The sequence below is a fragment of the Bacillus sp. COPE52 genome (genome assembly GCF_003355115.1).
In the GTDB taxonomy this organism is placed as follows: Bacteria; Bacillota; Bacilli; order Bacillales; family Bacillaceae_G; genus Bacillus_A; species Bacillus_A toyonensis.
Map to the genome: position 1 here is coordinate 3,432,496 of NZ_CP031292.1, position 19,074 is coordinate 3,451,569.

Genomic DNA, 19,074 nt, shown 5'->3' on the forward strand with positions numbered 1-19,074 from the left:
ATACCCCTTGAATACATTTTCTTATAAACTTATTCATCCCGATTGGTATGGGCTAATAATTAGAGGGGATGGCCTCCTCTAATTAAAGTTTCACCTTATTAAAACCAATCAAAAATTTTTCTAATTGAAGAACTTTCACCCTGATTGCTCAATCTTTTCATTTTTGAAGGCAATAAATGACTCGGACAATACCACGTTAAACAATTCATTGCACCTCCCATAGTCGATATTTCTCCTACATGAATTTGAATGACTTGTTTTTCCGTATGCTGTTGAATATATCGTAAAACTTCCCCGTCTTTTGCTAATCCAAACTTAGGAACATAAAGGGCGTCACATGTTTCTAACATATTTATATATAAACCTTTTGCCGATGCAATTTCTTGATCATATTGCCCTTTCTCTGTATATGACGAAGGAACAACGATAAATTCAGCTTCTGGCATTTGCTCTTGAATAATCTCTTGCACATGATATCTAAATTCATTATCACCTAGAAAATCACTAATAAACATTGTGTGTTCATCAATAAATTTAACCATTCCGTCCGCGTGCGCAAGTACATCTCCTTCTTCAGCAGGAATAATAATAACCCGGCTTACATCTAAATCCCACTCTAATTGCTCAATTATTTCCTCTTCCGTCCAATCATCGTTGTCATCAAATATGCGTTCTGTTAATATAACAGTATCTTTTTTATTCCAAATAAGATTGCCACCATCCAATATTAATGGTGATTTCACATACTCAAATTCATTTTTCTTCAACCATTTATTAAATTGTTGATCTAAATATCGCCCTTGATCCTCTGGTAAATAGTTTGGGTAATATTTAAATTTAACAAGATGATTCGTTATAACTGGCGCAACATCTCTTAGCCAAATATCATCATACTCAAAGAAGTTTGTATGAAAGTCTCGCTCTTCAACAGATAAAGATATAAGTTGATCGGTAAATGATTTTTTTTCATTTAAGTATTCATTAAAGTAAATAATGTCTTCAAACAATGGTTGATAATATTCATTCGATTCATCTGGTATTGCAGTAAAAATAATGCCACTATGTTTTTGTTCCATTTTATTTACCTCGCTTTTTAATAATGATTACATAACTGATTTCAATCAGCCAACTATTCCCCAATCCATTTCTCTTTTCATTACAATTTTTTAAACGTGCACATTTCATGAATGGATTATAGCACGGAGAAATATTATATATTTATATAAAAAATATATAGCTGTCGTTAAGCCGTAAAGTAACTCTTGACAAGATTTGAAAATAACGCATTTCAGACAACATTAAAAATATAATCATCATACCCAATGAATGATTAGCTGATTTTTTTATCAAGATTCATATCCATTACTTCGAACAAACCGTTTTGATTACATAGATCTAATACATGTGTTTCTACTCCTATACAAATCTCTTCTAATGGGAGATCGTTTGGGTCCTGACCAAATGGATCTTCAATTTCAACCCCTATTGCTTCAATCCCTATAAATGCAAAACTTATAAACGTAGTTGCAAGTACTGTAAACCACCTAAGACTATCAACAAGTCCGATCGGTAAAGTCCCGCAAAATATGAGCAGTAAAATTTTAATATGAGCAAAATATGCAAATGGGATAGGCGTTGTTTTAATACGATCACATCCACCCACAGCCGTAAGCAAATTATTCAAATCAGCTTCCATATTAATTATTACATTTGGATGAAGTCGACCCGTTTTTAAACCTTTTGATAGTATAGTTTTTAACATAAAAACTATACTAATTGGTAAATGAATAGATTCCGCCAATATTTCCTTTTCCTTCTCAGAACAAATATTAAGCAATGCTTTTATTTCAGTTAGATCTTTATCGTCTCTCAAATGCCCTTTCGCTATCTTAGGAAAAGCAATTAATAAATGTAAAAATTTTAGCTTTTCCTGATCCGTCTTTTTCTCTTCAGACTCCCAATGACATAAGAAACTAACTGCTAAATTTCTAGTAGAAGCACTAATCGTGCCAAATAACTTTCTACCCTCCCAGTACCTATCATAGGCAGTGTTCGTACGAAAAACTAACAGTAGACCTAAAGCTCCTCCAACAATTACCCAAGGAGTTTGATTAATTTTTATTGCTACATAATAGTAATTAATCACAGTGATTACTGTTGAAATGCACATATATAATAAAATTTGTGGGAAAATATCTCTTATAACTGTTCCCTTTAATGTAAATATTTGATGTAAACTATTTTGATTATTGTAATGTACCATATTTACAAAATCCCCTTCTTTTTTAATCTTTTATCCTTAAAAATTACGAAAGTATACAATTAAATAGTAAAATCATAAACCCTATCATTACGAAACTGGTGAAAATTATTTCTTTCAATACTCTTACTCCTTTTTTTCCAAAAGATATACCACTTTTTTAATTTAAACAACAAATGTTTACTATTCTAAATCACGACGCATTATTTTAGAATTCGCAACGAATAAAGCACTAATTAATACAAGAATCGCGCAGGCGTATAACAATATATCTATTGGACTATCATGATTTATAATAATGAGACGAACGATAGCTGTTATACCTATATATATAAAATATCGTAATGGAAAATGAAAATTCATTTGAAAATACTTTATAATCATTACGATGAATTCAAAATATAAAAAGAATACGACGATACTATCGATCAAATGATAACTAGATTCCTCACCATTTAATTTCAGTTCTTGTATAAATTGAATGACTTCTTTCACAAGAAACACACTTAGAACAACCCCTAAACAAATCAAAGCTACATTTAAAATGTACTGTAGAACGATAGGGAAAAACGAAAATACTATTTTTAAGTTCTTTAACACAAACATTTTCTCCTTTTCCATATAAAGTGAAACTTTAATCAGTAGGGAGTTTGTTCACCCCCTACTGATTATTAGCCCACACTAACCGGGCGTTTATGGACAGCCCGACTCCCACCTAACTTCTTTTTTCGAGTCGAGTTTTAAGGTGAGAGCCTTACTACCCGCAAATAGCGGGATAAAACGAAAAGCGACAATACACTATACTCCGATTATCATTATATTAAAACGTTTTATTTTTACGAATAATAAAGCATGACAAAATAGGTAAAGATAGTATTTCATCTATTTTGTCTATACAGCAGTATAACGAAACTCCAAACGATTATTTCAATTGAATTGGTTGTTGTTGTGTCACACAATGAATCATACCGCCATTTTTATAAAGCTCTCTCACATCAATACCTACTACTTTACGATCCGGGTATAACTTCTGAATCGCGTCGTTTGCGATTTTATCATTTGGATCATTATAATTAGGCACCAATACCACTTTATTCCCAATATAATAATTGATATATGATCCCTTATAATCAAGAGTTTTCCCATTTTCTAAAGCAACCTTGTCTTTACTAAGTGGTAAGTATTCATACTTATACTTCTTTCCTGAAGCATTTTTTGCATCCAACAATGTATCCATATCTTTGTTAGACAAACCCCATTCGGCTAGGTCGTCTTCTTTCATCGTTATAATAGTAGATTTATTATGGAATTTAGCAAATCCATCAATATGAAAGTCCGTAATATCTAAATTAGGTACTCCATCTAACCAAATAAAGTTTGACACCCCAAGGTCACTTATATATTTTTCAATTTCCTTTTCCGATAAATCAGGATTTCTATTTTTATTCGTTACAGCACTTCGAGTTAATAAAGCAGTCCCATTGCTATCTAATTCAATTGCGCCACCTTCAAGGACAAATTTCCCCCAATCAATTCTTTCAATCCCTAATTGCTTACTAACGTTCTCACGAATACGAGCATCATTTTTGTAAGGTGTTTTATTCCCCCAACCATTAAATGCTGGATCTAATATTTTTAGATTTTTATCATTATCATAAACAAAAATTGGTCCACTATCTCTTGCCCATACATCATCCGTAGGTGCTATAAAGAAATCAATCTTCTCCATATTTAGCCCTTCATCTGTTAAAAGCTTATTGATTCTCTCTTTTTCTTCCTGGTCATATGCAACAATGTGGACTTTTTCACCCGTAGTTAAAGCACTTGCCATCTTAACCCAAATAGGTTCAACTTCTTGTTGATACTCTTGACCATATGTGTATTCATGTGGCCATTGTAGCCATGTACCTTCATGTTTATCTGTTTCATCCGGCATCGTGTATTTTCCAATTTTTTTCTGTACCTCTACCTTCTCATTCTCTTTCCCTTTTGCATTTTCATTTTCACCTTCATAAGAACATCCACTTATAACCGTTGTAGCTAATGTAGCTATCAAACAAAACTTCACTACTTTTTTCATTTTCTGCCCCTCCTGTTCTTGTCTTCAATAATATAAAGCTTCACATAGTGTGAAGCTCAAGCTTTTTCATCGATGTAAAAATTACCAATTATCCTCCCACGTGATAATCGTAAAATTCCAATAAAAATAGAGGGCATTCACAAAGTAACCCCCTCTATTTAACATTACTATTTTTTAACATCCTTCATAAATTTATTCTAATCTTATTCCCTTCTCATACTTGCTTGTTCACTAAATAAAACATTATTAAATAAAAAAAATCGGTATTGATCATTTCATATCAATACCGATTTTTAAACATTTATTTTTCTTCTATTAAATCATTCGCCATTTTTCTAAACTCTTGATTAAACGTATCATTCATACCATTCTGTACGTTAGAGAATAATATAACAAACGTTCGTTTATCCCAGTTAAAATTATTAAATGTGTTCCAACCAGCTAATACCCCATGATTATGATAATAATCTGGGTAAATATAGAAACTAAATCCATATTTTCTTGCAGGTGATACAGTAAACATATCAGATAAGCCTTGCTTAGAAAGTAATTTCCCATCCATAATAGCCTCATCTAATTTTTTCATATCTTCAACAGTCGTATACATTTCACCACAACCATATAGCCAGTTCATTTTTAAGCGAGGCGCATCTATTAATTCATTATCTTTTTTCGTATAACCTTCCGCTAGGAAAATATCTTCTGGAAGAGTTGCCCCCATTCCAGATTCATGCATTCCAACAGGATTAAAAATATTTTCTTTCACATATTCAGCAAGCGGTTTATTCGTAAGCTTTTCGACAATATACGCTAAAACCATATAATTATAATCTGTATATTTCCATCCTGTCCCTGCAGGAAATTGTAACGTTTGCGCACCAATCCACGTTACTAACTTTAAACGTGACGCTGCATCAACACTCCCTTGCCCCTGTTCTGGTAACCCGGACGTATGTGTTAACAAATTTCGTAACGTAATGTTTTTATCTGCCGGAAACGATGGAATATACTTATTGACATTGTCTTCAATATTTAATTTCCCTTTTTCTCTTAGTTGCATAATAGATATCGCAACGACTGTTTTCGTAATTGAACCGATACGATACTTCGTTCTTGGCGTTGTTAACATTTTATCTTTCACATTCGCATAGCCGTAACCTTTTCGTAAAATCACATGACCTTTGCTAGCTACTAGAACACTCCCATTAAACCCTTTATCTTTTAAATATTGATCTAGTTTTCCCGCTGCACTTTCATAGCGTTTTTTCTCGTTTATACTAACTTCTTGCTGCTCGTCCTTTTGCTTATCAATTATATTCGAAAATGCCTTTATATCATATTTTTTATCTTTCTTTGCATGTATTAGTGCAACGACACTCCCACAAAAAACAGCAAAAATAAAGAAAACGATTAACCATTTCTTTAACATAATAGGAACCCTCTTTTTCTAGTTTCACTTAACGTGCATCCATTCTATTCTATATCTTTTATTTTTCAGATATTTTATAATATTACTTGCTATTCTCTTTATTTAAATTAGATTCCTTTTTATCATATTCAACTTTCAACTACTCTCTATTGTATTTCTTTCTTAAAAAATATCCAGCATACAATCGGATGCACCTGACTATAATTTCAATTTCTTATGTAACATTTGTTACACATCATACAGAATGGAGATGTAATATGAAAAATACCGATAGACGCAATCGTTTAGATGATAGAATGTTTCATTATCGGATAACAAAGAACGATATAGTTTTAATTGAATATTACGGAAAACAAATTATGATTTTAAAAGGAAATGACGCTGAAAAATTTTTAAACAAAATAAATCATGCAAATAACGATAAAGAAAAACAACTGATTATGGCTAAAATTACAGGTAATTTCAAAAGAGGAAATGAACGTAATTGAAAACGAATCTCATTTTCTTTTTTGATTATACAGCATATTCAATAAGAAATGTCGCTCATATGGCATTTCTTTATATTTTCTTCACCAAAAATTCACATTGCTAACTTTCCTTTATTTTTTATTCTCCCTATATAAGCTGAGTACTGAAATACTTAGTAATACAACTATACACAACCACGCATACGTATACCCTTTCTGATCTACAATATACCCAAATAAGACAGGTGCAACAATAATAGCAATTTGATTTAATGTAAGAGCAAGACTCACTGTCATCCCTACAGATTCTTCACTTGCCGTTTCTGCAACTTCAATAATAAAAAGACTGAACCAGCCAATCGAAAAGAACCCTAACAATGCACTTACAACATACAAGAACTCACTCCTTATTGTATGTATATTCATTACTAACATAAGAATAAAACAGATAGAAGTGCAGACCGATATAAATAAAGGGATGCGCCGGTTTCCCTTATAACACAAATCACTAACAGCTGCCAATGTAATACGGCCAATCATTCCAGAAAAGAACATAACTGAAAATACTTTTCCGGCTAAAATAGGTGTAATTGATTGTTCCATTACTAAAAAATTTATAAAATGTCCAACTAACACCATTTGTAATGAAATCATGCAAATACCAGTTATATAAATTGGATACAACGCTTTTTTATGCATCACTGATTTTAACTGCACCCAAAAAGAGGTTTTTATACGTTCTTCTTTCCCTTCCTTCCGAACACATGAATCTCGATAAAATATAGAAAATAAAAGACCACCTATTATACAAATGCTTCCTATTACATGTATCGCATAAGACAAATTATATTTTATTACAAGTAACGGAATTAATACTCCCGCTAGTACACCACCAATAGGTATACCGGCTTGCCTGATCCCCATTGCTAACCCACGATTTTCTTTTGAGAACCATTTTAGTATCACTTTACTTCCTCCCGGCTGGGAAACACTATAAAACATTCCTACTAACAAAAGGACAAAGAGTAACCCTTTAAATCCATTTACTATATTAGTCAGTAAGAGCGAACCTCCGAGTAAAAATGAACTGATAGTAATTAACCATTTTTCATTATATTGATCAAGTAGCTTCCCAACAAAAAGCATGCAAAATGGCGGTCCAATATTTACAACGCTTACTAATAACCCACTCTCCATATTCGTAAGTGCGTATTCTTCCTTCCAAAATAAAGCGAAAGCTCCGACACCATACGTTATAAGTGTCGCTGTCGTTTGAGCAATCGTCGCAAAAATTAACATCATCCACTTATAAGTACTGTTCACATTCTCTTTCATTAGCATTAAGATCCCTCCATCCCCTTCCATTGTATGAAATTTTTGATATCATATAAAATAAATATTAATCATATAATCCATCAAAAAAATTGATACCTTTTTCGGAGGGATGATACGTGGACATAAAAGATTTAACTGTTTTTTACGAAGTTGCAAAAGAAAGAAATATATCTCATGCTGCAAAAAATTTAAACTATGTACAATCTGGCGTAACGATGCGTATGAAACAACTAGAAAACGAATTAGGTGTGCCTTTATTTTATCGAAATGGAAAAGGTGTTACTTTAACTTCTAACGGCGAGATTTTATTAACATACGCAAAACAAATCATCCACTTAATGGAGCAATCTGTTAAAGCGGTCCAAAGTAATGGAACCGAACCAAAAGGCACTTTAAAAATCGGATGTACAGAATCCACAACAGCTGTTCGGATTCCTTCCATATTAGCGAACTACTATGAGAATTACCCACAAGTCGAATTAGTTTTAGAAACAAATACGACGGAACAGCTAACCCATCTCGTATTAGACCGAAAACTAGACGGAGCATTTATCGCTGGAACTACTCAGCACGCTGAACTTCGTGCAAATGTATTTCGTGAAGAAGAATTAGTTCTCATTAGCAAAAATCCTTTATCCTCTTTCCAAGACATAGGAGACATGAATTTACTTACCTTTAGTCACGGTTGCTATTATAGAAGGTTATTAGAAGACTGGCTTCAAGAAGAAGGAATTTCACCTAAACGAGTTTTAGAGTTTGGAACGATTGAAGCGATACTCGCATGTGTAAAATCAGGTATGGGCATAGCAATTATGATGAAATCTATCTTAAATGGTCATAAACATGACGTATCATTCAACCCTTTACCAAATAGCTTCAAAAAAGTTCCTACTACTTTTATTACGAGAAAAGATATTTTTCACTCAGCTGCATTACAAAAATTTATGGAGATGACTCACAATGCGTGAAAAGAAAATACGTGGTATGAAACGAAAAACAAATACTATGATTAAACGAATTGAAGAATATACGAATACATTCCCTTCTACTTTCTATCATAATCAATATTGGTATATGCCTTTACCTGTTTCACAAGCTTTTATTAACTCTCAAAAAACCCCTAGGAAAGTAAAGAGATTGTGTATTCAAACTTTATTAAATCAAGCAAATCAATTATTGAAAATGAAACCGAACGACACAAATACATATCGAGTTGTAGTTATGATTTCCATTGCAGATTTATGGCGCTCTCAAATTATCATATTTAAAAACGATGACTACTTTCATACTTTTTCCCGTAGAAATAGTGAATTTCAAAAATGGATTCCGCTTTCAAATGAATCTGTTTTTTGGGAAAAATGGGGAATTACAATTTGTCATACCGTCAAAACATTGCACTTTCAAGAAATCATTCATGACGAAGATGAATGCTCTAAAAAAGAGATTTGGTTTATTGGAGAATTAGCGTGAAGAAGGCACTGAACTCTATTATTTGAATCTACCCTGAAACAATAACCACTCATTTTACATCATAGAAAAAGGTATACCTAAAATATTGGTATACCTTTTTCCCTATTTATTTTCCTTTTAAAACACTATGTAACCGATCCGGATAATTTGTAAACATTCCTGTAGCACCCCATTTAATTAACAATCTCATATCTGGTTTCTCATTAATTGTATACGGATGAATAAGCAGGTGATTTTCCCTAGCCTTTTTCATATATGACTCATCCATAATTAACTCTCCATTATCATTACGTAAGTTTGGCCCAATACCGACTGCATACGTTTTAATTTCTTGAAAATCATCATTCGTTACACTTTTCGGCTCATGTGTAATGCCAGACCATTCAACAATCTCGTTGTTATCATTTGGATAATACCAAAGTAGTTGGACTAACGGAATATTTTCATTCATACTATGAATCTTTTTTAAGCTATCTTTACTAAATGATTGAATCATAACACGGCTAGAAGACATGTTCTGACCTATTAAATTATATTTTTTTAATAACGCTAATAATTTCTCTTCCATTCCTGGATACACATCTGGCGATTTTGTTTCAATATAATACTTCATACTTCTTCCGTACTTCTGAAAGATTTCTTCAAGAGTCGGAACTTTTTGACCAATATACTCTTGCTTAGCCTTTTCTGGATAAGCTTTATTGAACCATGACCCTGCATCTAAACTCTTTATTTCACTTAACGTTTTATCTCGTACTTCACCTGTACCATTTGTAGTTCGATCAACTGCTGTATCATGCATTGCAATTAATTGGCCATCCTTAGTTAATTGAATATCTAACTCCAAATAATCCGCTTTCATTTTTTTCACTAAATCATAAGAAGCAAAAGTGTGCTCAGGTGCATGTCCACTTGCTCCGCGATGTGCAATATTTAAAAACTTATTCGTATTCCATTCATGCTTCCCTTCTGATTTGGCATGAACAGCTCCCCCAGCAAAGATACTTCCCGTCATAAAGAAAATAACTAAAACGCTAATAATTTTTCTCATCCTTTTAACCCTTCCTACGTTGCAAATTTCAACAAGCTAATGAGATTTACACGAAATAGAAGACATACTTTCATTATTTTTATAAGCCTATATTAAAATTTCAATCTTACAAATATATTTTCTCTATGTTATTAATAAAGAAAACTATTACTATACTATTTCATTCCTATAGCCTCCTTTTCACATGTAACTCCCTATTGTGTACGGTTCATTCAATAAAAAAAGCCATAATTTATTTAGAGGACACTCCTGTATCCCTAAATAAACTTATGGCTTTTCTCAAATATCTCCGGCCTCTATTAACTTGTAGAAATTAATCATACCAAACCTATTAAATTTTGTGAATATGATTTTTTAATAAAGTAAAACTTCAATCAACCAAGTTTTATGCATCCTCCATTGAGTATTAGTTCACACTGATCAGACTTTTATGGACAATGATTAGCTATAATGTCTTTTTGTTTTTATCAACTATTTTATTTACATAATATTATTATCTTTTATAACAACTTTCATTTTTTACAATTCTTAGTTAAAAAGTGGATAATTTATATACAACCACACTTCCTTATTTATTTGAAAATTTCATAATAAATTGTTCATAACCTCTTCAAGTACTGTGTTTATTGGAGATATAACCTCTTTCCCTGAACGCCACCCTATAAAGCCATCAGGTCTAATCAATACAGCACCTCCATCCTCTATCCCATATAATTTGCTAAAAACATCTTCTTGAGCAATAAAGTCTCCACTTAGACCAACTCGATACACTTTTATATTTATTCCTAATTTAGATGAAGCATCATGTGCAGCTTCATCCCAAGAACAATTTTCTATTCCTGTAAGTAATACAAAATTGTTACCGAATAAGTCTAGTATAGAAGCTTCTTTCCCTTCATACACCCCAAAAAAATGTGGTGCTCGCGTGCCAGGTCTTCCGTTCAGCTCTACTACATCCATTCTATGCGGAGTGTTGGAGTCATCTATAATCGCCTCTGAACAATACTGATACCCAACAGTTACAGCTAAACCATCCATATTATTCAAACTGCCTTCCTCTCTATTCGCAGCACGAAATAATAAACTACTCGCATAATCCGTCGTTAATTTTGCAACAGGGTATCTCTCATCATGGTATGTTTCTAACAATTTCGGTTTTGCTTTCCCTTTTATAACAGCAGCTAACTTCCAGGCTAAATTATGCGCATCTTGTATTCCCGTATTTGAACCAAATCCTCCTGTTGGCGGCATAATATGTGCAGAATCACCAACTAAAAAAATGCGATTTTCTTGAAATTTTATCGCTGTACTTTCACTCGCTTCCCACGGTAGAACACTTAATATTTCTGGTTCAACATTTGTACTTCCAATTGCTGTTTGAATAATTTGTTTACAACGTTCTATATTGAAATCCTCTGGCCCCTCTCCTTTTAGTGGATCGTAGGCTACATGATAAATCCATTTTTTTACGTTATCAACCGGGATGAGTGCACCAAGAACCTCCGTATGAAGTACCATAGAAAAACCGAATGCGTCTCCTTGTATAAACTCACTTAAATCAGCTTCAAAATAAATATTCATATAATAGCCACCAATGGTTCCACGACCCTCAGTTTTAATCCCTAACTGCTCACGTATTTTACTTTTCGCCCCATCTGCTGCAATTACATAATCACAATGTATGACACTCTCTTTTTCTGTTTCACGATCTCGAATCGTTGCTTTTACCCCGTTCTCATTTTGTTCAAATAAAATTAATTCATGATAAAAAGATAGTTCTCCGCCTAATGTCTTCGCTTCTTGTAACATCATTTCTTCTAAAATAATTTGATAACAAGCAGTTTGTTTTGATGCGCTAATCTCTTCTATTTTTTGAAGTAACTTTTCATCGTTTCCATACTGAGTGGCTCTCATTTTTTCCAATTCTTCCTTATTCGCCTCAGCTATTGTACGAACCGCTATTCTTCCTCGGCAATTTTCTAGTGCTTTCCCCGCCAATTTAATTCTATTTTCTAAACCTAATTCTCGAAATAACTCCATTGTACGTAAAGTAAGCCCGCCTGCTTTCGGATGAATTGCAGTAGACGGATGTCTTTCAATAAGTAAGTACCTAATATTATGTTTTGCAAGAAATAACGCAGACGCTAATCCTGATAATCCCCCTCCAACAATTAAAACTGGTACATAATTTGCTTTCATATATTTATCCTCCACATCATTGTTCTGAGCTCAGTATCATAAATATAATTAAAAAAACCATTAAAATATAGACTTATATTTCATTTTGAATTATCATATAGATAGATTACGCCCCAAAATCCCTTTTACCTTTTCATACATCTATAATCCACCTGAATTGTGTGTGTATGAAAGAGTAAAACAAAAGAACTTACTTTACGTTGAGCCATGTTTTATTATAGAAATCAGAAATAATACAAAAATTATAAGCGATCATAACCTTATGGATTATATAAGGTTGCGATCGCTTACTTTATTGTTAAATCATTTTTCATTTTTAAAACTTCATCTATTGAGTTATGTAATCCTTCCAATCCCTTTTCTATCCCTCTATAATTTTCAACAATAAAAAATTCATTCGTCTCGATTTTCTTTCCCAATATTGCAGCTCATACAACAATCATGTAGCATTATCGTATCGATGCAATGGTTCATCATCTTAAACCTTTCGACTAATTTATTGGAGGCAAAGTGATTGAAATGAATAAACAAGAACAATTAAATGTTATAAAAAAAGATTTTATTGATTCTCAAAAAGTATTATTGGCAATTGGCGATGAAACAAGGCAAGCTATTTTGTTAGTTCTCATGGAAACGGAATGTCAAACCGGATTACGTGTAGGAGAAATTACGAAGCAAACACACCTTTCCCGCCCAGCAGTATCACATCACCTTAAGATTTTACGAGAAGCTGGTATTATTTTAATGCGAAAAGAAGGCACAAAAAACTTTTATTATATTGATATACGTACAAAATTAGGTTTATTAAAAAATCTTGTGTTAGATATTGAAAAGCTGTTGCACAACTTTTATTGAAATAAAGATACGGTATTTGGAGGTATAAGAAATGAAAGCAATGATAATTGATAGATATGGAAAAGTCCCAATGCGTATGACAGAGGTACCTACTCCTGAAATAAATGAGTATGAAGTGCTCGCAGAAATTCATGCAGCTAGCATTAATCCAATTGATTTTAAAATACGCGACGGAAAAGTAAAAATGTTACTGAAATATGAAATGCCCCTAATACTTGGTAATGACTTTTCCGGTGTCATCGTAAAGATTGGGGCAAAAGTGACTAACTTTAAAGTCGGTGATGAAATATATGCACGCCCAAGAAAAAATAAGATTGGTACTTTCGCGGAGTATATAGCCATTCATGAAGATGATATAGCTTTAAAACCTAATAATTTAAGTTTTGAGGAAGCTGCTTCGATTCCACTCGTTGGCTTAACATCATATCAAGCATTACATGACATCATGCAATTACAAAAAGGACAAAAGATTTTAATTCACGCTGGATCCGGTGGTGTTGGTACTTTTGCTATTCAGTTAGCAAAAATAATGGGTGCCACTGTTACAACGACTGCTAGTGAAGCTGGTGCGAATTTAGTAACATCTCTTGGCGCAGATGAAATTATTAATTATAAAACAGAGAAATTTGAAGATATACTAAAAAATTATGATGCGGTATTTGATACAATAGGCGGTGCAACACTTGAAAAATCATTCAATATTATAAAAAGCGGAGGAAACATTGTTTCCGTTTCAGGCATGCCGAATGCTCGCTTCGGTAAAGAATTTGGTTCAGGATTCTTTAAAACTCTCTTATTTTCATTAGCCAGCAAAAAACTTACCGCACTTGAAAAAAAGCATAATGCTCAATATTCATTTTTATTTATGAAGCCAAGCGGGGATCAATTACGTACTATTGCAAACTATATTGAAGCTGGACAAATCAAACCTGTAATCGATCGAGTTTTCCCTTTTGAAGATGCTCAAAAAGCAATGGAATATTCAGAGTCTGGAAGAGCAAAAGGAAAAATAATTGTAAAAATGAAATAATAATAAAACCTCCATTTTCTTAAAATGGAGGTTTTAAATTTGCTGTTAAATAGACATTGTGCAATGAAGTCCTTACAATAGATTGCAAGGGGAAATATTATATTATACTTTTAGTTAACTTTACAAAGAATACATACGTACAAATACATATCCTAATTACAAAAGAGGAGGAGATAAAATGACTAAAAATAAGGAAGCTGGTTGGAATTTAGATAATAGTTATACGACTTTACCACAATCATTTTATACAGAAATCCCCCCTACTCCCGTAAGTTCACCGGAGCTAGTTAAACTAAATCATTCACTAGCAATATCTCTCGGCTTTAATCCTGAAGAATTGAAAAAAGAAGTTGAAATTGCTATTTTCGCTGGTAATGCACTCCCTGAAGGAGCTCATCCATTAGCTCAAGCGTATGCCGGTCATCAATTCGGACATTTTAATATGTTAGGCGACGGCCGTGCCCTTTTAATTGGCGAACAAATTACTCCTTCCGGTAAACGTTTTGACATTCAACTGAAAGGTTCTGGCCCTACTCCGTATTCACGCCGCGGTGATGGTCGTGCTGCACTCGGTCCGATGCTACGTGAGTATATTATTAGCGAAGCAATGTATGCACTTGATATTCCGACTACTCGAAGTTTAGCAGTTGTCTCAACTGGCGAACCAACATATCGTGAAACAAAGTTACCCGGAGCAATTTTAACTAGGGTTGCTAGTAGCCATATACGTGTTGGCACATTTCAATATGCTGCCGCTCGTGGTTCTACCGAGGATCTTCAATCACTAGCTGACTATACGATCAAAAGGCATTATCCAGAAATTGAATCTCATAAAAATCCATATACTGCATTACTACAAGAAGTCATTAAAAGACAAACAAGTCTTATCGCTAAATGGCAACTTGTTGGATTTATCCATGGTGTAATGAACACTGACAATATAACGATTAGTGGGGAAACGATTGATTACGGTCCTTGTGCATTTATGGACAATTACGACCAAGGAACCGTATTTAGCTCTATTGACACACAAGGCCGTTATGCATATGGAAACCAACCATATATGGCTGCTTGGGATCTCGCTCGTTTAGCTGAATCTTTAATACCTATCCTACATGAAGATGAAGAAACAGCATTAAAGATTGCACAAGACGAAATTTCAAAATTTAGCGTACAGTATGAAAACAATTGGTTCCTTGGAATGAAAAAGAAATTAGGACTATTTAGCAACGAGGAACAAGATCAATCACTTATTGAGCAACTTTTAAAAATGATGGAGAAATATAAAGCGGATTATACAAATACCTTCCGTTCTTTAACTCTCGATACGTTAGAAAATACCCCTCTATTCGAAAGTCCAGAATTTAAAGAATGGTACGGACTATGGCAATCTCGATTAGAAAAACAAGAAGAATCAAAAGAGAACGCCTATGAGATGATGAAAAATAATAACCCGTCGATCATCCCAAGGAACCACCGTGTAGAAGAAGCATTAGAAGCAGCTGTTACAGATGGAGATTATAGCGTAATGGAGAAACTTCTTGAAGCTTTATCAAATCCTTATGCTTATTCTGCAGAGCAAGAAGAATACTGTGTTCCACCCGTGCCTACGAATCGTCCTTATCGTACTTTTTGTGGGACTTGATTGTTTAATATGTAACAAGGTGTGTTCATACCAATTGTGTGAACGCACCCTTTTTATATCCCCCCACTCAACTAAAACTTTAAAATGCACATCCCCCGATGCCATTTCTTTAATCCAAAACAAATTCTACACTATTCCAATAGACTTACTCGTAAGCTTGTTAAACAAATATTGAGAAATATAAAACATCATTTCTAAATATTTTTATTTTTGATACTATATTTTATAAGAATATTCAAAAAGTGAGGGGATTTCATGAACGTTCAACTACAAGGTAATGAACAAACTACAAAATTATTTAATGACTGGTATTTGGCTATGCTAAAACAAGATGTATCCCAAGCGACAAACTTAAAGCATGAAATTGAGGAAAAGGAACTAAACTTCGAGGAAGATGAAAATTTAGCATTATATCATTCCTTACTAGAGTTTCGACATAAAGTTTTGACAGATAGTTTAAGTATTTCAAAAGATAGCTTTGATAAAATAGATTCTTACGTAATCTCATCCAATCATCCACTGTCTTACTACTATCACTTCTTTAAAGGCATTTATGCAACTTTAACCACAGACTATAACATAGCTAGCGAACATTATGAACAGGCTAAGTTATTATTAGTAAATAACACTGATAATCTAGAGCATGCTGAATTTTATTATCGAATGGCGATTTTCCATTATCACTTTTACCAACCAATTGAATCCATTGAATATGCAACTAAAGCTAAAGAGATTTTCGATAAACAAACTGGCTACGAAGTTAAAGTTGGATTATGTAAAAATACATTAGGTGCCTCATTTGTATATTTAAAACAATATGAACAAGCGGAAGAACAATATAATTCAGCAATACACCTTTTACAAAAATCTAATGAAAAAGAATTAATTTTAAGTGTGCGCAATAATTTGGGTTGGTTATATGCGAGTCAAAACCTCTCCACACTCGCAATCCGTCACCTATCAGAAGTAACTGAAAAGAAGCCTACACATTTCAAAGCTCTCTTCTTGCAAGCAAGAGAACACTCTAAACTAGATGAAACAACTATCGCTGAAGGATTAATCCAAAAAGGGTTAAAAATTTGTACGGAATTAAATAATGAAGAATATATATATCATTTTAAAATTCTAAACGAACTAAATAATAATGTTGGTTCTGAAGAATTAGAAACAATTATTCTTAAAGGAATTACGTTTTTCGACAAAGAATTATTATATAACTACACTCAAGAATACTCAGAAAAATTAGCTGTTAAATTTTATAGTGAAAATAACCACATTAAGGCAAGTGAATATTTTCATAAAGCGTTACAAGCAAAAGAAAAAACGTTTGAGAAAGGGGCATTGAAATGATAAAAAAAATTAGCTCTGTTTTTTTAGGACTATCTGTTTTCGGTATTTTGGCTACTGGTATTCATAGTTCATTTACATACCAGGCGGGTCATGCTGATCTTCCTGCACCACAAAGACCTGACCTTGTTCAATCCGTTGACGTAAGTACAGACTACAACTCAACAACAACTGAAAAAGCACTTTAAAAAATGAAAGACCTTCAATTAAGAAGGTCTTTTTAAATACGCTTATTTAGAATATTTCCCCTTCATGCAGGCTTTATTTTCTCATCAACTCCGCAATCCTCTTACTCCCCTCACTACCAACTTTCTCAAGCTCCTCCACAACTAAATTTCGTCTTTCTTCAGAATGATTTTGACTTAACTTCGCTTTTCCTTCTATCTTGCTAATCTTAATTTTAAAACCAACTATCCCCTTACTTAATCCTGCCATATAATTCGGATCTACCTCATTTAGCGAGTAGGTACTCTGTGGATTTTCATATTTATGTACTAAATCTTGAAGGGATTCTACTAATCCTTGTTCATCTTCAACAATTTCTAATTCGCCATATACATGCACTGCAACATAGTTCCATGTTGGTACAGCTTTGTTTGTTTCATACCATGACGGAGAGATGTAACTATGCGGCCCTTGAAATATAGCTAATACTTGCTGTTTCCCACTATCTTTCCACTGTTCATTCGGACGTGCGAAGTGACCGTGTAACGTAAGGGTTTCCCTATTTAATAACAACGGTAAATGCGTTGCATATGGTTCCCCGTTATGTTGAGAAAATAATGTCGCAAAGCTATTTTGTTCAATTGTTTCGTACTTCATCTCTTCATCTTGTATTGCGAAATATTTTGGTATGTACATAAGCTCCCTCTTTTCCGCTCTTTTCTATTTTCTTTCCTATTATATTTAGTAATCGCATCAATCAACAGGGCCAGTTTGTCATTATTTTATAGTGGCAGCATTCAATTTAATAAGAATAGGTCGCATGTACTTAATGCGACCTTAGTTTATTTTTCCAAATATATTTGTAATAAATGCTGTTTTACCTTCGCCATAGCTCGATCGATTTTTCGACTCTCTTGCTAACTCTTCCTTCAAGTTTCCATACTCATTAGCTACTTCAGTATGTTCACGAAGGTAATCTCGAAACGCTATATGCCTTCTCAACTCTTCACTATTTTTATCACACACATATAAATGATGTTCCATCCAAACTGTATTTTCCTCGTTCCATGGAACGAACGCATCCTTTCTTCCAAACGCCTCTCTTCCTTTAAAGCTCCATTCTAACTGATGATAGTACCCTATCTTCTCAAGTTTTTTTACTACCTCATGAAAAAATTCGTACTCTTCTATTACAACATCAATATCTAGTATTGGTTTTGATGCAAGCCCTTTAACAGATGTACTCCCAACATGTTCAATGGATAAAATGCTGCCTTCCATTACATTGTTAATTAGAGTGTGTAATTTGTAAAATTCACTTTCCCATTTCATGTTATATTCTTCGATAGTAATTCTCTGTTTCAATGTATCCTTCCCCTCAAAAACAATTATAGCCTTTGAATATGAGTATCCTTAAAGTCCGTCTCATATTTCAATCCATAGCCAAACATTCGATCCATTCCAATATGTGCTGTCCATATTAAACCAACCATTAAAATTGGATCTAGCTTAAAAAAACCACCAATTAAAATAAGTAATATCGATATGATATACGTGTGAAATAAATTATAAATTCTTGCACCTATACGATTGTTTATCGTGTATGCTACCATCGCTAAATCCGGCGTAAAAAGTAATGTGATAAATATTAACCAACTAAATCCACATACTGCGTATATATATATCGCAGCTAATAAAACGACAAATCCTTCAAGATGTATAATTCGTTTCTCCAAATTGC

At 33.3% G+C, this 19,074-nt stretch carries 19 protein-coding genes; 8 read left to right on the top strand and 11 right to left on the bottom strand.

From position 1 onward, the window contains the following. Positions 1-98: 98 nt before the first annotated feature. The 5 genes from DPQ31_RS17265 to DPQ31_RS17285 all read right to left on the bottom strand — a co-directional run bounded on the left by DPQ31_RS17265 (position 99) and on the right by DPQ31_RS17285 (position 5,769). Positions 99-1,076: an agmatine deiminase family protein gene (locus tag DPQ31_RS17265; protein WP_208730790.1), complete on the bottom strand. Its 978-nt coding sequence runs from the start codon at positions 1,074-1,076 to the stop codon at positions 99-101. Between the two features lie 254 nt (positions 1,077-1,330). After that, positions 1,331-2,263: a bestrophin family protein gene (locus tag DPQ31_RS17270; protein ID WP_208730791.1), complete on the bottom strand. Its 933-nt coding sequence runs from the start codon at positions 2,261-2,263 to the stop codon at positions 1,331-1,333. A gap of 180 nt (positions 2,264-2,443) precedes the next feature. Continuing rightward, positions 2,444-2,860 (bottom strand): phosphate-starvation-inducible protein PsiE, encoded by a 417-nt coding sequence (gene psiE / locus DPQ31_RS17275; RefSeq protein ID WP_000916785.1) that lies wholly within the window; start codon positions 2,858-2,860, stop codon positions 2,444-2,446. Positions 2,861-3,182: 322 nt separating this feature from the next. Continuing rightward, positions 3,183-4,340 carry an agmatine deiminase family protein gene (locus DPQ31_RS17280; RefSeq protein WP_199632054.1) on the bottom strand — a complete coding sequence of 386 codons (1,158 nt, stop codon included), beginning with the start codon at positions 4,338-4,340 and terminating at the stop codon, positions 3,183-3,185. Positions 4,341-4,641: 301 nt separating this feature from the next. Beyond that, positions 4,642-5,769: a serine hydrolase domain-containing protein gene (locus DPQ31_RS17285; RefSeq protein WP_000915199.1), complete on the bottom strand. Its 1,128-nt coding sequence runs from the start codon at positions 5,767-5,769 to the stop codon at positions 4,642-4,644. Positions 5,770-6,026: 257 nt separating this feature from the next. Here DPQ31_RS17285 and DPQ31_RS17290 point away from each other — a divergent pair, with 257 nt between their 5' ends. After that, positions 6,027-6,257, top strand: a complete 231-nt coding sequence (locus tag DPQ31_RS17290) for a hypothetical protein (protein WP_000798810.1) — start codon at positions 6,027-6,029, stop codon at positions 6,255-6,257. 111 nt (positions 6,258-6,368) lie between these two features. On the opposite strand, the gene DPQ31_RS17295 is transcribed toward DPQ31_RS17290, so the two are convergent. Further along, positions 6,369-7,601, bottom strand: coding sequence for an MFS transporter (locus tag DPQ31_RS17295; protein ID WP_199632052.1), 1,233 nt, complete (start codon positions 7,599-7,601; stop codon positions 6,369-6,371). Positions 7,602-7,687: 86 nt separating this feature from the next. Here DPQ31_RS17295 and DPQ31_RS17300 point away from each other — a divergent pair, with 86 nt between their 5' ends. Further along, positions 7,688-8,539, top strand: a complete 852-nt coding sequence (locus DPQ31_RS17300) for a LysR family transcriptional regulator (RefSeq protein WP_097953774.1) — start codon at positions 7,688-7,690, stop codon at positions 8,537-8,539. Further along, complete coding sequence (locus DPQ31_RS17305; RefSeq protein WP_208730792.1) at positions 8,532-9,041, top strand: DUF3916 domain-containing protein; 510 nt, start codon at positions 8,532-8,534, stop codon at positions 9,039-9,041. The genes DPQ31_RS17300 and DPQ31_RS17305 overlap by 8 nt, the downstream gene beginning before the upstream one ends. A 106-nt stretch (positions 9,042-9,147) precedes the next feature. Here DPQ31_RS17305 and DPQ31_RS17310 read toward each other — a convergent pair whose 3' ends face one another. Further along, complete coding sequence (locus DPQ31_RS17310) at positions 9,148-10,092, bottom strand: glycerophosphodiester phosphodiesterase (RefSeq protein ID WP_208730793.1); 945 nt, start codon at positions 10,090-10,092, stop codon at positions 9,148-9,150. A gap of 585 nt (positions 10,093-10,677) precedes the next feature. After that, entirely contained in the window at positions 10,678-12,291 is a 1,614-nt protein-coding gene (locus tag DPQ31_RS17315) for an FAD-dependent oxidoreductase (protein WP_208730794.1), read from the bottom strand. 510 nt (positions 12,292-12,801) lie between these two features. On the opposite strand from DPQ31_RS17315, the gene DPQ31_RS17320 reads away from it, so the two are divergent. From DPQ31_RS17320 to DPQ31_RS17340, 5 genes are all read left to right on the top strand, one after another. After that, the gene (locus DPQ31_RS17320; RefSeq protein WP_000571879.1) at positions 12,802-13,146 is read left to right on the top strand and encodes an ArsR/SmtB family transcription factor; all 345 of its coding nucleotides are present in this window, start codon (positions 12,802-12,804) and stop codon (positions 13,144-13,146) included. A gap of 31 nt (positions 13,147-13,177) precedes the next feature. Beyond that, positions 13,178-14,176 (top strand): NADP-dependent oxidoreductase, encoded by a 999-nt coding sequence (locus tag DPQ31_RS17325; protein WP_098226846.1) that lies wholly within the window; start codon positions 13,178-13,180, stop codon positions 14,174-14,176. 178 nt (positions 14,177-14,354) lie between these two features. Then, the gene (locus DPQ31_RS17330; RefSeq protein WP_208730795.1) at positions 14,355-15,821 is read left to right on the top strand and encodes a protein adenylyltransferase SelO; all 1,467 of its coding nucleotides are present in this window, start codon (positions 14,355-14,357) and stop codon (positions 15,819-15,821) included. 255 nt (positions 15,822-16,076) lie between these two features. Further along, positions 16,077-17,171 carry a response regulator aspartate phosphatase gene (locus tag DPQ31_RS17335; protein WP_098911817.1) on the top strand — a complete coding sequence of 365 codons (1,095 nt, stop codon included), beginning with the start codon at positions 16,077-16,079 and terminating at the stop codon, positions 17,169-17,171. Then, positions 17,168-17,356, top strand: a complete 189-nt coding sequence (locus DPQ31_RS17340) for a Phr family secreted Rap phosphatase inhibitor (protein ID WP_000592017.1) — start codon at positions 17,168-17,170, stop codon at positions 17,354-17,356. Before DPQ31_RS17335 ends, DPQ31_RS17340 begins: the two co-directional genes overlap by 4 nt. Before the next feature lie 73 nt (positions 17,357-17,429). Here the strand turns inward: DPQ31_RS17340 and DPQ31_RS17345 are convergent, their stop codons facing one another. The 3 genes from DPQ31_RS17345 to DPQ31_RS17355 form a co-directional block, all read right to left on the bottom strand. Further along, positions 17,430-18,029 carry an FMN-binding negative transcriptional regulator gene (locus tag DPQ31_RS17345; RefSeq protein WP_098000526.1) on the bottom strand — a complete coding sequence of 200 codons (600 nt, stop codon included), beginning with the start codon at positions 18,027-18,029 and terminating at the stop codon, positions 17,430-17,432. A 141-nt stretch (positions 18,030-18,170) separates the two neighbouring features. Then, the gene (locus tag DPQ31_RS17350; RefSeq protein WP_098000524.1) at positions 18,171-18,698 is read right to left on the bottom strand and encodes a GrpB family protein; all 528 of its coding nucleotides are present in this window, start codon (positions 18,696-18,698) and stop codon (positions 18,171-18,173) included. 23 nt (positions 18,699-18,721) lie between these two features. Next, a complete protein-coding gene (locus tag DPQ31_RS17355; RefSeq protein WP_208730796.1) occupies positions 18,722-19,069 on the bottom strand; it encodes a DUF4260 domain-containing protein in 348 nt (115 codons plus the stop codon). Positions 19,070-19,074 lie beyond the last annotated feature (5 nt).

Excerpts from the sequence above, each read along its gene's own strand:
- DPQ31_RS17325 (WP_098226846.1), top strand. The coding sequence starts at position 13,178 with ATGAAAGCAATGATAATTGATAGATATGGAAAAGTCCCAATGCGTATG.
- DPQ31_RS17265 (WP_208730790.1), bottom strand. The coding sequence starts at position 1,076 with ATGGAACAAAAACATAGTGGCATTATTTTTACTGCAATACCAGATGAA.
- DPQ31_RS17330 (WP_208730795.1), top strand. The coding sequence starts at position 14,355 with ATGACTAAAAATAAGGAAGCTGGTTGGAATTTAGATAATAGTTATACG.
- DPQ31_RS17310 (WP_208730793.1), bottom strand. The coding sequence starts at position 10,092 with ATGAGAAAAATTATTAGCGTTTTAGTTATTTTCTTTATGACGGGAAGT.
- DPQ31_RS17285 (WP_000915199.1), bottom strand. The coding sequence starts at position 5,769 with ATGTTAAAGAAATGGTTAATCGTTTTCTTTATTTTTGCTGTTTTTTGT.
- DPQ31_RS17305 (WP_208730792.1), top strand. The coding sequence starts at position 8,532 with ATGCGTGAAAAGAAAATACGTGGTATGAAACGAAAAACAAATACTATG.
- DPQ31_RS17270 (WP_208730791.1), bottom strand. The coding sequence starts at position 2,263 with ATGGTACATTACAATAATCAAAATAGTTTACATCAAATATTTACATTA.
- DPQ31_RS17290 (WP_000798810.1), top strand. The coding sequence starts at position 6,027 with ATGAAAAATACCGATAGACGCAATCGTTTAGATGATAGAATGTTTCAT.
- DPQ31_RS17315 (WP_208730794.1), bottom strand. The coding sequence starts at position 12,291 with ATGAAAGCAAATTATGTACCAGTTTTAATTGTTGGAGGGGGATTATCA.
- DPQ31_RS17340 (WP_000592017.1), top strand. The coding sequence starts at position 17,168 with ATGATAAAAAAAATTAGCTCTGTTTTTTTAGGACTATCTGTTTTCGGT.
- DPQ31_RS17335 (WP_098911817.1), top strand. The coding sequence starts at position 16,077 with ATGAACGTTCAACTACAAGGTAATGAACAAACTACAAAATTATTTAAT.
- DPQ31_RS17345 (WP_098000526.1), bottom strand. The coding sequence starts at position 18,029 with ATGTACATACCAAAATATTTCGCAATACAAGATGAAGAGATGAAGTAC.
- DPQ31_RS17280 (WP_199632054.1), bottom strand. The coding sequence starts at position 4,340 with ATGAAAAAAGTAGTGAAGTTTTGTTTGATAGCTACATTAGCTACAACG.
- DPQ31_RS17295 (WP_199632052.1), bottom strand. The coding sequence starts at position 7,601 with ATGGAAGGGGATGGAGGGATCTTAATGCTAATGAAAGAGAATGTGAAC.